12 protein-coding genes and 1 tRNA gene are annotated in these 14,682 nt (G+C 72.2%); 6 read left to right on the top strand and 7 right to left on the bottom strand.

Features of this window, described 5'->3' with window-relative positions:
- The first annotated feature begins 147 nt into the window (after positions 1-147).
- From ACFVHI_RS19995 to ACFVHI_RS19985, 3 genes are all read left to right on the top strand, one after another.
- Positions 148-939: a DUF1684 domain-containing protein gene (locus tag ACFVHI_RS19995; RefSeq protein ID WP_380341198.1), complete on the top strand. Its 792-nt coding sequence runs from the start codon at positions 148-150 to the stop codon at positions 937-939.
- Positions 940-1,001: 62 nt separating this feature from the next.
- A complete protein-coding gene (locus ACFVHI_RS19990) occupies positions 1,002-2,375 on the top strand; it encodes an MFS transporter (protein ID WP_380341196.1) in 1,374 nt (457 codons plus the stop codon).
- Positions 2,376-2,521: 146 nt separating this feature from the next.
- Positions 2,522-2,595 (top strand) — tRNA-Pro (locus ACFVHI_RS19985).
- Here the strand turns inward: ACFVHI_RS19985 and ACFVHI_RS19980 are convergent.
- On the bottom strand, positions 2,577-3,098 hold the full coding sequence (locus ACFVHI_RS19980) for a tyrosine-type recombinase/integrase (RefSeq protein ID WP_380341193.1): 522 nt from the start codon (positions 3,096-3,098) through the stop codon (positions 2,577-2,579). The two genes, ACFVHI_RS19985 and ACFVHI_RS19980, sit on opposite strands and share 19 nt — an antisense overlap.
- Positions 3,099-3,445: 347 nt before the next feature.
- Between ACFVHI_RS19980 and ACFVHI_RS19975 the strand changes: the two genes are divergently transcribed.
- The gene (locus ACFVHI_RS19975; RefSeq protein WP_380341190.1) at positions 3,446-3,703 is read left to right on the top strand and encodes a DUF5302 domain-containing protein; all 258 of its coding nucleotides are present in this window, start codon (positions 3,446-3,448) and stop codon (positions 3,701-3,703) included.
- Positions 3,704-4,032: 329 nt separating this feature from the next.
- Here the strand turns inward: ACFVHI_RS19975 and ACFVHI_RS19970 are convergent, their stop codons facing one another.
- Positions 4,033-4,269 (bottom strand): hypothetical protein, encoded by a 237-nt coding sequence (locus tag ACFVHI_RS19970; protein ID WP_380341187.1) that lies wholly within the window; start codon positions 4,267-4,269, stop codon positions 4,033-4,035.
- Positions 4,270-4,650: 381 nt separating this feature from the next.
- Positions 4,651-6,594 carry a hypothetical protein gene (locus ACFVHI_RS19965; RefSeq protein ID WP_380341184.1) on the bottom strand — a complete coding sequence of 648 codons (1,944 nt, stop codon included), beginning with the start codon at positions 6,592-6,594 and terminating at the stop codon, positions 4,651-4,653.
- Positions 6,595-7,194: 600 nt separating this feature from the next.
- On the opposite strand from ACFVHI_RS19965, the gene ACFVHI_RS19960 reads away from it, so the two are divergent.
- Positions 7,195-9,249 carry a tetratricopeptide repeat protein gene (locus ACFVHI_RS19960; protein WP_380341181.1) on the top strand — a complete coding sequence of 685 codons (2,055 nt, stop codon included), beginning with the start codon at positions 7,195-7,197 and terminating at the stop codon, positions 9,247-9,249.
- On the opposite strand, the gene ACFVHI_RS19955 is transcribed toward ACFVHI_RS19960, so the two are convergent.
- The 3 genes from ACFVHI_RS19955 to ACFVHI_RS19945 form a co-directional block, all read right to left on the bottom strand.
- Complete coding sequence (locus tag ACFVHI_RS19955) at positions 9,233-10,477, bottom strand: hypothetical protein (RefSeq protein WP_380341178.1); 1,245 nt, start codon at positions 10,475-10,477, stop codon at positions 9,233-9,235. The genes ACFVHI_RS19960 and ACFVHI_RS19955 overlap by 17 nt on opposite strands.
- Positions 10,478-11,143: 666 nt before the next feature.
- The gene (locus tag ACFVHI_RS19950) at positions 11,144-11,341 is read right to left on the bottom strand and encodes a ferredoxin (protein WP_063349674.1); all 198 of its coding nucleotides are present in this window, start codon (positions 11,339-11,341) and stop codon (positions 11,144-11,146) included.
- A 41-nt stretch (positions 11,342-11,382) separates the two neighbouring features.
- Entirely contained in the window at positions 11,383-12,582 is a 1,200-nt protein-coding gene (locus ACFVHI_RS19945; RefSeq protein WP_380341175.1) for a cytochrome P450, read from the bottom strand.
- A gap of 232 nt (positions 12,583-12,814) precedes the next feature.
- On the opposite strand from ACFVHI_RS19945, the gene ACFVHI_RS19940 reads away from it, so the two are divergent.
- Positions 12,815-13,378, top strand: coding sequence for a MarR family winged helix-turn-helix transcriptional regulator (locus ACFVHI_RS19940; protein ID WP_380341172.1), 564 nt, complete (start codon positions 12,815-12,817; stop codon positions 13,376-13,378).
- Positions 13,379-13,446: 68 nt separating this feature from the next.
- On the opposite strand, the gene ACFVHI_RS19935 is transcribed toward ACFVHI_RS19940, so the two are convergent.
- Positions 13,447-14,676 (bottom strand): PLP-dependent aminotransferase family protein, encoded by a 1,230-nt coding sequence (locus ACFVHI_RS19935; protein ID WP_380341260.1) that lies wholly within the window; start codon positions 14,674-14,676, stop codon positions 13,447-13,449.
- Positions 14,677-14,682 lie beyond the last annotated feature (6 nt).

The following is a 14,682-nucleotide window of genomic DNA, read 5'->3' as shown; positions in this document are numbered from 1 at the left end:
GTGACGCCGTGTTGCCCCCTGTGGCCGCCCTGTGGCGGTTCCGGCAGGCGGGAATGATCCGTCCGGGTGCGCGGCGTTGTGGTGGGTGACCGAGGTGGACGGCCCGAACAGCGGGCCGCCCGAGGACCGCAGTGGGAGGGTGTACCGATGACGGCTACGGCCGCGGAGGACTGGAAGCGCTGGAGCGATGGCCGGGCGGCGTCGGTGAGCTCGCCACACGGCCAGCTCGCACTCACCGGCACGCACTGGTTGGAGCCCGGACCCGTCGAGATCGTCGGCCTGCCCGGGCACTGGTGGGCCGACGCCGAGGGCGTCCGGGTCCGGGCGGCGGCCGCGGACGGCATCACCGTCGGCGGCGCCGACGGGCCGGTCGACGGCGAGGCGCTGCTCCGTCCCGACACCGATCCGGCCGCCGACACCGCCACCCTCGGCGACGTCCTGCTCGTCCCGATCGAGCGCGAGGGCGAGCTCGCCCTGCGGGTCTTCGATCCGGCCGCGCCGCGCCGGACGGCCTTCGCGGGCATCTCCGCCTACCCGTACTCGCCGGAGTGGGCCGTCCCCGCCGTCTTCACCCCGTTCGAGGAGGACGGCGCCCAGTCCGTGCTCGTCCCCAATGCGGACGGCAAGGAGCGCCCGCTCGCCGTCACCGGGCAGATCGCCTTCACCGTCGCCGGCGAGCACCGCGAGCTGACCGTCAGCCGCTCCGGCGACCGCCTCACCGGCGTCATCGCGGACGCGACCAGCGGCATCGGCACCTACCGCTTCCGCTTCATCACCCTCCCCGCCCCGGACGCGGACGGCCGCACCGTCCTCGACCTCAACCGGGCCTACCTGCCGCCGTGCGCCTTCGCCGACCACTTCATCTGCCCGTTCCCGCCGCCGGGCAACCGGCTCGACTTCGCGGTGGAGGCAGGGGAGAAGCAGGTCCTGACCAGGTAGGACGGGCCGCTGTCCGGCCCCGGTGCGGGGAGCGGGGAGGCCGGGGCGGACCATGGAGGGTTGTGTCGACCAATCATCCTGCCAATCCCGCCCCGGCGTCCGATCCCGCCCCGACGCCTGCCCCTGCCTCGGCGCCTGCCCCTGTTCCGACGGAGGAGCCACCCTCCGACGTCTCCGCTCCGTCGGCCGGAACCGAGACCCTCCCCTGGTACCGGCGGGCCTTCGCCGACCTCAGCCCACTGCGCGACCACCCCGACTACCGCCGGGTCTGGTTCGGGCAGGCGGTCTCCTCCATAGGCCAGCAGATGACGGCCGTCGCCGTCTCCGTCCAGGTCTACGACGAGACCGGCTCCGCCTTCGCGACCGGCCTGGTCGGCCTCTTCTCCTTCTTCCCGATCGTCGCCTTCGGCCTGTACGGCGGCGCGATCGCCGACACCGTCGACCGGCGCAAGCTCGGCCTGATCGGTTCGGCCGGGCTCGCCGTCGTCTCCGCCGTCCTCGCCGTGCAGGCACTGGCGGGCCTCGGCCAGGTCGCCGTCCTCTACGCCGCCGTCGCCGCCCAGGCCGGCTTCTTCGCCCTCAGCTCGCCCGCCCGCTCCGCGATGATCCCCCGGCTGGTCCCCAGCCACCAGCTCCCCGCGGCGAACGCGCTGAACACCGTCAGCATGAACCTCGGCCTCACCGTCGGACCCATGCTCGGCGGCGTCCTCATCGGCGCCTACGGCACCCAAGCCGCCTACCTGGTCGACACCGTCGCCTTCGCCGGCACCCTCTACGCGATGTGGCGCCTGCCCGCCATGCGCCCGCTCGGCGACCGCAAGGGCCGCGCCTCCGTCCTCGACGGCCTCCGCTTCCTGCGCGAGCAGCCCAACCTGCGCACCAGCTTCCTCGCCGACCTGGCCGCGATGATCTTCGGCATGCCGCGCGCCCTCTTCCCCGCCATCGCGGTCACCTTCTACGGCGGCGACGCCCGCACCGTCGGCCTCCTGGTCGCCGCCCCCGCCGTCGGCGCCCTCACCGGCGCCCTCTTCTCCGGCTGGGTCGGCCGCATCCACCGCCAGGGCGCCGCCGTCCTCGTCGCCGTCGCCGCCTGGGGCCTCGCCATCGCAGCCTTCGGCGCGCTCCACAACCTCTGGCTCGGCCTCCTCCTGCTCGCGGTCGCCGGCTGCGCCGACACCGTCAGCATGATCTTCCGCAACACGATGATGCAGGTCGCCGCCCCCGACGAGATGCGCGGACGCCTCCAGGGCATCTTCATCGTCGTCGTCGCCGGCGGCCCCCGCCTCGGCGACTTCGAGTCCGGCGCCGTCGCCGCCCTCACCAACCCCGCCACCTCCGTGATCACCGGCGGCCTCGCCTGCGTCGCCGCCGTCGTCCTCCTCGCCGCCCGCCGCCCCGCCTTCCTCACCTACGACGCCCGCCACCCCACCCCCTGACCCGCCCCTGACCCACCCACCCTCAACCCGGCAGCGAGCACCCCTCCACGTGCTGTATTGTTTTCCACGTCGCCGGGACAACCGGAGACAAGGTCGAGAAGCCCACAGCAGAGCCCCCCAGGCCCCGCTACCGGGCACCGAGACCGCGGGACGTGGCGCAGCTTGGTAGCGCACTTGACTGGGGGTCAAGGGGTCGCAGGTTCAAATCCTGTCGTCCCGACTGTGAAGTCGGTTGTGAGAGCCGGTACTTGGGAAACCGAGTGCCGGCTCTTTCTGTTTCCGGGTCAGCTGGTGGTCGCACGGTGATCGCCGGGCCACATCGTCCAGGGCGCGGACGGTTCTTCTGTTCGCGCCTGCTGGTATGCGGGCAGTTGCGGGTGCGGGTGCGGGTGCGGGTGCGGGTGCGGGCGCGGGCGCGGGCGCCAGGGGCCGCTGGGCGCGGCAGACGGGGTGTCCGAGGACGGTGTGGTCGGCGTAGATGTTCGCGGTCGTCGACAGAGTGCGGTGGCGCAGGGTCTTGGAGATCACGGGCAGGGGCACGCCCGCGGCCAGGGCGAAACTGGCGGCGAGGTGGCGCAGGTCGTGCAGGGCGATCGCCTCGCCTTTGCGGATGCCGGTGCCGATCATGAGGTCGGCGAGGTCGGCGAGGTCGGCGTAGAGGGGGTCGGTGCCCCCGCTCCGACCGGCCTCGACCGGCCCCAGCGTCGACACCAGCAGTTCCACCGTGCGACGCTGCGGCCGCTCCCGGCGGCCCCGCTCCGGATGCCTGATGGACCTGGCGGCCAACCCGGCTGCCTCGGCCAGCTCAGTGCAGCGGCCTGGCGAAACCCAGTAGAGGCTCACCGAACGCCCTCACTCGACCACCCCCGCAGCGCACTACCCCCGCTATTTCTACTTGCGGGTAACCCGTCAGGATCCTGCCGGAGAGATTCGGCCGGGTTCTGAGGACCGGGCGGGCGCGCAGGTTCTGTCCGTACAGGATCGGTACCACCCGCAGATGGGAAGCTTGGGCATGACATGGTGTGTGTGAAGTCATCAACCGCCACCATCCCTCAAGGAAGAGGTTCTGCATGAGCAGCGACGTGGAGTCATCTGAGAACCCCAAGAGCGCCGAGAGTGCCGAGAGCCCGGAGGTCACGGGGGCTGCCGAGGTTCCCGCGCCCGCCGCCCAGGACGACGTCAAGGCCCGGTTCCTCGCCGCTCTGGAGCGCAAGCGCGGCGCCAAGTCCGATAGCGCGGCCGGCGGCCCGAATGGCGACTCGAAGATCCACGGCGCCCACGGCGCGGTGGGCGGCAAGCGCAACTTCCGCCGCAAGAGCGGTGGTTGATCAGCCCGGTTGACGCCGGGGGCCGCCAGGCCTGGTCCTGACCGGGCGGCCGTAGCTGTACGCGACAGGCAAGGTCTTCGTTCGAGTGTGTCGGGTGCGGGGCCTTGCCTGCCGGGGATCGGCAGGGTGCCTGGAGAAGGCGGCGCCGGGTGCCGGCCTCGGAGCCCGTCCCGCCGAGCACCGCCGCCCGTGACAGTGGGGCCGACTGAGCGTGACTCTGTCGGGGATCTTGGTCGCCGCCGTGTCAGCTCTGTGCACATGATGCAACCAGTCGACGAGCAGACGCAGTCAAACGACCTGTCCGTTCACTCCGAGGGGTTCGGCCACTGCTACACCACATCGCTGCGCTGCCGGCCACCACGGCGTCCGTGAACCTCACCTCCCCACCTGGAGGGCGTCATGACTCCGGGGAAGGGGCTGATCCAGGTGCGGCTGGCCTCGGTCTTGGGCCCGCGGGGATGGAGCCGCCCGTTGTTGACGGCGGCGAGGGTCCAGCGGACGTAGAGCCTGCGGTCCATGAGGTGGACGTCGGACCAGTGGAGGGCGAGGATCTCACCGCGGTGCATGCCGGTGCCGAGCATCACCTCGAACAGGTCGTTTAGCTGATCGGCGTACTGTTCGGCGCCGGGGCGCAGGAAGGTGGCGGCCTGTTCGGGGGTCCAGCAGGTGCGCTCGGCGGCGCGGGGCCGGGCGGGGGCGGAGCGCTTGGCGGGGCTGTAGCGCAGTCCGCCTCCGACGCCACGAGGCCGGTGCCGCCCGGTAGCCGCCGCGGCCGGACGGCACCGGCCTCGTTGATGCTGCTTCCAGTGCTGTGCCCAGGATGGGAACGCTTGCTGACCCGAGCCGAAGTGTGGCCGACGCCTCCGCCATGGAAGGAGGGCGACCTGGACGGGGGCGGCGTCTTCGTGGCCGAGTAGGAAGGGCCGCCCCGGGGCGGCCCGGAGCTGTCACCTGGAGGTCGGCGGCTTCGGCCACGTTGTTCCGTCTGCGGCGGCCGTGAGGATGTCTCCGAGGCGGAGCCAGGCGTTGGGGCCGGAGTTGCCGATCGGGCTGTCGGCGAATCGCTGCCAGGCCTGGTGGTCGTCTCCGAGCGCTGCTTCCACCAGGGCGATCACTGTGGGATGGGTGCTGTTGTAGTGGTGCCCGCGTGCTTTGAGTGCCGTCCAGGCGGGCAGGGCGAGGATGGTCTCGCTGGGGCAGGCGGGTAGGGCGAGGATCTCCCGGGCCCATGCTTCGCGGTTGCTGGGGTTGCCGCCGAGCCTGTGGCGGAGCTCGCGGGTGAGCGTGTGGACGGCGCGCTGCGGATCGGAGTGGCGGGCGAGGACCGAGGTGAATGCCGGTTCGCTGCGGTGGCCGTGCCAGGCGAAGGACAGCAGTGCCTTCTCCACGAGTTCGTCGTCGCCGGCGTGCCGGTCGAGGTACGCGTCGAGCACCACTGCGGTGACGGCGGACAGGCTCCGCACCGTCACCTCTTCGGGATCGCCGAGGGCCCCGCGACGGGTCGCGGGCGGCTGCGGGGCGGGGTCGGCGACGATCCGCGTGATCGCGTCCAGGAGTTCGTCGAACTGTCGCCGGTCGTCCTGGGACTTGTAGTCGTACGACTGGAGGCCGGACCGGCCGCGGCGGGCGTCGCGGATCACCAGCCGGACGGTCGTTTCGACGGCGGGCGTGAGTTCGGGCAGGTGGACCAGCATGGCGTGGATCCAGCGCAGGTCGGCCGCCCTGCTGATTCCGTAGAGGTCCTTCGGCTTCCACGTTCGGAGGGCTTGCACGGCCGTTTCGGCGAAGTGTCGGCCCAGGTCGGCGAGTTCGTCCGCATGGCTCTGCCAGGCGTGGGGATCGCCGTAGGCGGGCTTGGCCTCGGCGGGGTTCAGGACGAGGCGCCACCGTCCGTCGGCCGCATGGCTCACCCAGGAGACGGCGGAATCGGTGCCCCAGTCGGTGTCGAAGCCGTCGTCCCGTAGGTGCAGGAACTCGATGTCCCTTCGATCGGTCTCGTCCAGGGCGGAGAGCTCGGCGGCGAAGTGCTGCCGGGCCTCCTCCTTCGAGGAACCCTCCTGGAGGAAGCCGCAGATCCGGGTCGTGAGCATGGCGGCGCCGAACCTGAAGAGGTCATCCAGCGCGATCTGCCTAAGGAGTTTCGGCTCGACCGTCCACGGCACGCTGCCGAGCAGTTGGCCGCGGATGACCCGGTTCGCCGTGGTGCCGGCGGTCCTGTCGATGAGCTGGGAGTGCCGGTCGGAGTGCCGTTCGAGTACGGCCGACCACATGCGGCCCCACGCGTCGAACGCTGCCCTGATCCGGTCGGACCAGGCGCCGGAATCCTCGTCCTCCAGACGCGTGCGGTCGAGGCCGTCGGGCAGGAGAGCGACAGCGGCTTCGAACACGGCGTCGTGGAGGCGTCCCGTACGCAGAACCACCTGTGCGGACGTTGGCTCCTTGAGCAGTTCGGGTGTCATGTGCGGTGGCTGCGGCACTCGCCTGCGCAGTTCGTCGGCGACGGCCGCGCAGAGGTCGGCCGGCCGGTCGGCGGTGCCGAGGGAGCCGAGCCGGCGGTCGGAGCAGCGGTGCAAGGCGTCGGCCCGCAGGGCCGGGTCGCAGTCGGGGTGGATGAGCGCGAGGACCACCAGCGAGGTCGACCCGGTCAGGTACTCGTATTCGCTTTCGGTCTGCCGTAGCCCGTTCGTCACCGCGGCCTCCAGCAGCCAGGCGGGTGCCGAATCCCGGTAGGGCTTGTCGAGCAGCGCGGCGAGGAGTGGTCCGCCCTGCTGACTGTCGGCGACGGCACGGGCCTGTTCGGCTGCCATCCGGGCCGCGGCGGACCCGGCATCGGCACCGGCCGCGACAGTGGCCAGGAACTCCACAGGCAGCCGGGTTTCGTCAGTGGCCATTCCTTGCTTCCCTCTCCCCAGTGACTGGTCGAACTCCATCCTGCTCCATCGGTCGGACAATCCGGGGACGAACGGAGACGAGGAGGGCCGGGGCCCAGGGCGGGCCGTACCGGTTTCGTCGGGGGCAACTCCTCGGTGCCTCCGGTGCGGTGTCGGACAGGACCAGGTCCGGACCGCCGACAGCATCGGCGGAACCAGCGAGCGGCTTGGCCGCGGGCTCGCGGGGCGGCTATGGCCGGGGCCGGGTGAACACCCCCTGCTCGGTCTCGGCCGGGATCCCGCGCTCGACCAGCCGCTTGAGTTTCAGACGGACGTTGTTGGCGTTGGGGGCGCGATCTTCTGGGGAGGGGAAGCGGAACCGGATCCGGCTGTGGGCAAGCGGGCTGGTGCGCGCCCGTGGTGGGGTTTGGCAGGCTACCGTGGGGCCGGACGCGAGGGTGCGGCGGTGCTGGTCGGGTGCCGCGATGGACCAGGGGGTGTGGGGTGTTGGAGCCGGTGTCGCTGTCGGCGGTGGCCGCTGTTTTCGGCGCCGTGGGTGCGAGCGTGGCGAACGAGGCCGGTAAGTGGGCCTGGGAGTCGGCGGGTGCGTTCGTTCGCCGGGTGACGGGACGGGATGTGCCGGCGCCGACCGATGCCGCCGAACGGGCCACTGTGGCGCAGCTGTTGCTGGATGCGGCCGAGTCGGATCCGGCGCAGGCCAGGGCGCTTCGGGCCTGGCTGGGCGGCCAGGGCGGGGCCTGGTCCGGGCCGTTGGCGACGCCCTCCCTACTGCCGCCCTCCGACCGCTTTTTCACCGACCGGCGCAAGGTGTTGGCGTTGTTGGACAAGGAGGCCGGACGGAAGGCGGACGGCACGCCCCGCGTCAGCGTCCTGTACGGACCGCAGGGGATGGGCGTGAGCACCGCGGCCGTCCACTGGGGTGCGCAGCAGCGGAAGCGGTTTCCGCACGGGCAGCTCTACGCGGACCTCTCCGGCGGGTCGCTGGCCACCGCACCCGATGCGGCCGCCGTGCTCCGGCAGTTCCTGATCCACCTCGGCATGCCGGCGGACCGGGTTCCGCCGGCCGCGCAGGACCGGGTCGAGCGGTTCCGGTCGCTGGTCGCCGAGCGGCAGTTGCTCGTCGTGCTGGACCACACCCGGTCGGCGGCCCAGGTCCGGCCGTTGATCACCGCGGCCCCGGGCGTCGTCACGGTCGTCGTGGCCCGGCGTCCGCTCACCGGTCTCGACGCCGTCCCGATCCCGGTGGGGCCGCTGTCCGACAAGGACGCCAGGCGGCTGCTCACGGACCTCGTGGGGAAGGAGACCGTCTCAGCCGCCGGCCCCGCCCTGTCGGGCGTCCTCGAACGGTGCGAAGGATCGCCCTTCGCCCTGCGTGCCGCGGCTCCCCGGCTGGCGTTCATCCCCCAGCAGCGCCGGGGCCGGGGCGGTGGTGGTGACGGCGGCGGCGATGCCCATGTGGGTGATCCGGTGCGCGCCGCCGTGCAGGAGTCGTACGAGGCGCTGGAGCCGGAGGAGGCCCGGCTGTTCCGGCTCTGCGCCTTGCGGCCGTGGCAGGGCGTAGGTCCCGAGCTGGCCGTGGCGGTTGTCGGACCCCATGCAACTGGCGGGCTCACCGTCGAGCGCGCTGGTGTCCTGCTGGCCGGGCTCGCCGAGGCCGGCCTGGTGGAGGCCACGCCCGAGGGTCGCTACCGCTACCGGCCCGCCGTGCGCCGGTTCGCCGAGGAGCGGGCGGCGCGGGAGGACGGTCTGGCCGCGTGCGCGGGTGCGGTGACGCGTGCCGTGGAGCATCTGCTGCGCTTCGCCGTCCGGGCCGACTACGCGGCGTTGCGGGAGCGTTGGCACGTCGGGCCGCTCTACCGGGAGCTCGGGCCCGGTGACTACCCGGACGCCGGTGCGGCGTTGGCCGCGCTGGCCGCGGAGGTGGGCAACCTGGTCGAGGCGGTGCTCGCCGCCGAGGAGTTGGCCGCGCCGGCCACGGTGTGCGAGCTGGCGGAGGCGTCGTGGGCGGTACAGCTCAAGGCCGGTCGGCACGAGACCTTGTTGCCGGCGCTGCGAACCGCCGTGCGGGCGGCGGTCGCGCACGACCCGGACTCGGCGATGGCCGGCCGGATGCACACCCAACTGGCGTTCGCCCTGATGGAACTTGACCTGCTGGCCGAGGCCGAGAGCTGTCTGGTCGACGCCTCCTCGGCGTTCGAGCGGGCCGGCCACCTGCTGGGCCGGGCCACGGCCGTCGAGTCGCTCGGGCTGCTGAGGCTTCGGCAGTGGCGGTGGCAGCCCGCGTACGACTGCTTCGAGCAGGCCGACGGACTGCTCGGGTCGATCGGTCCGGAGCACGAGCGGGCGGGGGACGTTCCGCGGGCCCGGGCGCTGCTGAAGCGGCACCGGGGGCGGGCGCTGCGGGGCCTGGCCGAGTACGAGCGGGCCCGGACCTGGCTGACGGAGGCGTTGTCCGAATTCCGGCGTCTGCGCGACAACTACAACGCGGCCCGCACCCTCACCAACCTCGCGGAGACCTGGGCGGACACCTCGGCGACGGAACAGGCGCTGGCCGCGATCGACGAGGCCACCGCGATCCTGGACCGTGAGCAGGCGGAGCCCCATCTGCGCTACCTGGCGGGCCTGCGGCAGCAGTGCCTCACGGAACGGGACTGACCAGGACCGCGTGGGACGCGCCGCCGGTGCGCACCGTCAGCTCCATCGGCGGCAGCGGACGGGGGACGGCGGTGTCGTCCACCTGGGCGAACAGTGCCGAGGCGGCCGCCGCCGGGTCGAGCGAGGGGCTGGTGAGGCGGACGAATCCCCGGTCGCGCAGCAGTACTTCACAGGTGTCCGGACCGGAGACGAAGGCCGCGAGCGAGCAGTTCGGGTAGCGGGCGAGCGTCGCCGCGGCCCACTCCCGGGGCGGGCCGATCCGGGGGTCGTCGGCCTCCCCGTACCGGAGGATCGCGTCGGCCAGATCGAGGAGGCCCTGGTCGAGGGTGTCCTCGTGCACCGCGAGGTGATCGGAGCCGGGCCCGGCAGGCCCGTACCGGCCTTCGGCGACCCGTTCGATGGTGACCTCGTGCGGGCGGGGCCCCGGGCGGGTACGGACCCGCAGCGGCACGGTTCGGGTCGGCGGCCGGTAGTCGGGGAGTGGGAGCAGGTCCAGGAGAGCCGGCTCTGTCGGCTCGGGCAGTCCCATGACCTCGTAGAAGAGCGAACGCAGTAGGCCGGCCGCCTCGCCGGGTGCTGAGGTCGTCAATTCGCTGGTGCTGGTGATGGGTTGATGGTGCGTCAGGAGCCGGTTCAGCTGCGGCAGCAGAGGGGAGTCCAGGGCGAGTCTGGGGGCTTCGCGGACGAAGGCTGCCACCGGTGAGGTGGCGCCCAGGACTTCGTCGGAGGCCGTGCCGAGCAGAACGGGGGTGCCCAGTGCCGCGGCGTAGTAGCTGACCGAGCCGAAGTCCCCGATCACCGCGTCGGCGGCGATCAGTGCCTGCCGCCAGCTGTCCAGGGGGTCGATCAGGGTGAGGCCGGCCCGCTCGGCGCGGTCCAGCCAGAGGCGGACCTGGCCGGGGCCGTGGCCGTGCCAGATGTTCGGGTGGAGGACGGCCGCCACCCGGTAGTCATCGACCGGGAGTTCGGCGGTGAGGCGGTCGAGCAGCCACGGCAGCGGGTCGTTCGCGCCGGCGTCACCGAAGAGCGACTGCGGGTTCCAGGTGGAGTTGAGCACGATGAACCGCTGCCCGGGTCGGACGCCGAACGCGCGGCGATGGCGTTCGCGGCGCGGAAGGGCGGCCAGGATGCGGTCGAAGCAGGGATCGCCGCCGAGCACCGCCGTCGGAGCGGCCTCGGGGCAGGCTTCGCGCAGCCGGCCGAGCTGCTCGGGGTGGGAGAGCACCATCGCCCGGGCGAGCGGAACCCCGTCGGACAGCAGCCACTCGGGCGCCAGGCCGAAGACAGGGGCATGCGGCGCGTTCGGTGTTCGGTGTTCGGTGTTCGGTGTTCGGTGTTCGGTGTTGCGAGCTTTTTATTGTATCCGGCTCCGTGCGAGAGGACGATCAACTTCCCCTGGAACTCGGAGAGTTCACCGCCGAAGCTGGCCGACAGGGCGAGGTCGACGGGGGTCTGCTTGGCCTGCTCCCACGGAAGTACCGGAACCCTGAGGGAGCTCAGCAGCTCGGCGACTCCTGCGCTGAAGGGGGACGATCCCGTGCAGGAGGCCAGTAACTGGATCCTGAGGTCGTCGCGGAACAGCGGAACGACGTCCAGGAGTCGGGTCGCGGAGGTCACGTTGTGGACGACGAGGAGAACGCGGCGGCAGCCACCGCGGGTGGTCCACCTCGAAGCGTCCTCGCCCACCGGAACCCGGATCCAGTCGGTCACCAGCCCTGCCAACCCGCCGCTCCTTCGATGCTCGCCGCCTCCCCCGCGCGAGGCCCGTCCATTGTTCCACGGCGTGGATGTTGGGGCTCGGCCTCGGTCGGGGTCCGCTCGGTTCGGCCGGACCCCGACGCGCGGTCAGGGGCGCCGCTCGGCGGCGGGTTGGTGGGGTGGGGGTGGGGGGGGGTTACGGCTGGTCGAGCCGGATGGCTGCGGCCGGGCAGACCGCGGCGGCGTCCTGGACGGCCTGGTGGAGGTCGGCGGGGGGTGCGGCGTCGAGGAGGACGACGATGCCGTCCTCCTCGCGCTGGTCGAAGACCTCGGGGGCGGCGAGTACGCAGTTGCCGGCGCCGCAGCACTTTTCCTGGTCGATGTGGATGAGCATGGCTTTCCCTTCGGAGGATCGGTTCGGACGTGGGAGGGCCGTTACCAGGCGAGGGGGAGCTCGTGGACGCCGTAGATGAGCATGTCGCCCCGGAAGCGGATCTCCTCGAACGGTACGGCCAGGCGCAGTTCGGGCAGTCGCTGCAGGATGGTGTTCAGCGCGATCTGCAGTTCCAGCCGGGCCAGGGGCTGTCCGAGGCACTGGTGGACGCCGAAGCCGAAGGCCAGGTGGAGGCGTGCGTCGCGGGAGAGGTCGAGTTCGTCGCCGTCGGGGAACTTCTGCTCGTCCCGGTTCGCGGTGCTGATCATGCAGATCACGCCCTCGCCCGCCCGGATCCGGACGTCGCCGACGGTGACGTCCTCGGTGGCGACCCGGGTCAGGCCGGAGTGCACGATGGTGAGGTAGCGCAGCAGTTCCTCGACGGCGCCGGCGACCGACTCCGGGTGCTCGCGCAGGTGGGCGAGCTGGGTGGGGTTCTGCAGCAGGGCCAGGATGGAGAGTGCGGTCATGTTCGCCGTGGTCTCGTGTCCGGCGACGAGCAGCAGCCGGCCCATGGCGCCGATCTCCTCGGTGCTCAGCTCGCCGCGGGCGACCAGGCGGCTGAGGATGCCGTCGTCGGGCTCGGTGCGCTTGGAGTCGGTGAGCTTGACCAGGTAGTCGGCCAGGTTCTTCTGGGCGATCTGCACCTCTTCGACCGAGGAGTCGCGGCGCAGCAGGACCCGGCTGCACTCCTGGAAGAAGTCGTGGTCCTGGTAGGGGACGCCGAGCAGCAGGCAGATGACCAGGGACGGCAGCGGCAGCGCGAACTCGTGGACCAGGTCGCCGGAGTTGCGGCCGGCGGTCAGCTCGTCGAGCAGGTCGTCGGCGATGCGCTGGACCTCGGGGCGCAGTGCCTCGACCTTCTTGATCATGAATTCGCTGGTGAGCATCCGGCGCAGCTGGGCGTGCTCCGGGTCGTCCATCCGGATGAAGGTCCGCTGGCCGGTGCTCAGCTGCCGGGCGCCGGCGCTGATGAACGGGAAGCCGGGCCGGGCGGCGTCCGAGCTGAAGCGGGCGTCGCTGAGCACGGCCTTGATGTCGTCGTGGCGGGTGACCAGCCAGCTGGGGGCGCCGTCCCAGAGGGCGATCCGGCTGATCGGTTCGTCCTGCTGGGCCTGCTGGTAGGCCGGCGGCGGGTCGAACGGGCAGCCGCCACGGGCGGCGGGGTGGGTGAACTGGGGGTGGTGAGCGGCGGTGGCCATCATGGGCTCCCTTCACGGAGCGGATTTGCCGGTGGCGCCGAGCGGATGGGCCTGCGGTGCCGTGGGGTAGCGCCCGGGACCATTGCATGCCCTAAGCAACTAACTCACCGTCACGCTAACTCGCGGTCAGTGGTGGCGAAAGGGTCCATCCGGTGGCGAACGAATCTGTCCGGAAACCGGTCAGTGGTCGAGAGGGGAGCCACTCCTCGAACGGGGTCGCTACAGTTCCCCCATGCCGGACGCAACAGACAATCCGACCGCCACCTCCGAACTGGAGGAGGTGCTGGCCTCGCTGGCCTACCTGCTGACCCGCTCGCAGGAGCACGAGCGCCAGACGGCGCGGGCCGGCATCACGGCGGCGCGCTCGGACGTCTACCTGCTGCGCGCGCTCGCCGAGGCCGAGGAGGTCAGCCGGGTGGGCGACCTGGCCGCCCGGCTGATGGTCAAGCCCTCCCACGTCACCCGGCAGATCGACCGGCTGCAGACCCAGCAACTGGTGGAACGCACCCCGGACGCGCTGGACCGCCGGGCCCGCCAGGTGGTGCTCACGGCCGAGGGGCGGGCGATGCTCAACCGTCTGAAACAGGCCAACATCGCCGGTCTGGCCAATGCGCTGGACGGCATTCCGGCACCGGACGTCGCCGCCACGGTCAGCGTGCTGCGCCACTTGGTGGACCGGTACGTGCGGCAGGTCCGGATCAAGATGCTGTCCGAGGACGCCACGCCGGCGGACCGGGCGGTCGGGAGCGTCGGGGGCGTCGGGGGCGCCGACTCGGGCTCGTCCCACTGCCCCTGACGCGAGGGCCCGGCAAGGGAGGGGGCGCCGGAGCGGGCGCCCCCTCCGAGGTCAGGACCGTACGGCGATCAGGACCGTGCGGCGATCAGGGCGGCCAGCCCGTCCAGCCCGCGGTCGACGGTGTCCGGGTCGACCTGGCTGACCGAGAGCCGCAGTTGCCGCTCCCCGCCCGCGCCCGGGTAGAAGTGCGACATCGGGGTCCAGATCACCCCGTACTCCGAGGCCGAGAGTTCGAGCAGTGCGTCGTCCACCGCGAACGGCACCGTGACCACCAGGAAGAACCCGCCGCGCGGCTCGTTCCAGCTCACCCCGCTGCCGGGCGGGAAGCGCCGGGCCAGGCCCGCCAGGACGAGCGCGAGGTTGCGCCGGTAGAGCGCGGCGACCTCGGTGTTGGCGGCCCGCAGGCTGTAGCCGTGTTCGAGCAGTGCCCCGCCGATCACGGCCTGGGCGATCGGTGAGGTGTTCACCGTGGTCATGCTCTTGATCATGCCGAGCAGGTCGGCCAGCAGGTCGATGCCGCCCGCGCCGTCGGCCACCGGCTGGTCCGCCACCACGTACCCGACCCGGGCGCCCGGGAGGGCCGTCTTGGCGAAGGAGCCGAGGTGGACGACCCGCCGTTCGGTGTCCAGGGCCTTGAGCGAGGGCAGCCGCTCCTCGCCGGCGAAGACGCAGTACGGGTTGTCCTCCAGCAGGAGGAAGTCCTCCTCGGCGGCCAGGGCGAGCAGCTCCCGCCGCAGCTCCAGCGGCAGGCTGGCCCCGCTCGGGTTGGTGACGTCCGGTACCAGGTAGAGGGCGCGCGGGCGCAGCCCCTCGGCCCGGGCGGCGGCCAGTTGGCGGCGCAGGTCGGCGAGGTCCACGCCGTCCGGGCCGTCGGCCACCGGCCGTACCGGGAGGTCGGCGAGCAGCGCCGCGCCGGTCAGCCCCACGTACGTGGGCGAGACGGCGAGCACCACGTCCTCGGGGCCGCGGCGCAGTGCCCGCAGCACCAGGAACATCGCCTCCTGGCAACCCACCGTCACCACGATCGACTCGGCGGGCACCTCGATGCCCTCGTCCACCGCGAGGTGGGTGGCGATCAGCTCGTGGATGATCCCCTTGGTCCGCCCGTACTGGAGCACCTGCCGCCGGGCCGCCTCCTCGGAGAGCCCGCGCTCGGCGCGCAGGTGGGCGACGTAGCGGTCCAGGTGGCGGTGGACTGCGTCGAGTTCGAAGAACTGCTCCGCCGGGCGGCCCGCGGCGAAGGAGACCGCCTCCGGGTAGCGGATGGAGATCTCGTTGAGCAGGTTCATCGAGGTCATCGCCGG

Source organism: Kitasatospora sp. NPDC127121, assembly GCF_042677305.1.
Lineage (GTDB): Bacteria > Actinomycetota > Actinomycetes > Streptomycetales > Streptomycetaceae > Kitasatospora.
This window is presented reverse-complemented; position numbering and strand designations above follow the sequence as displayed.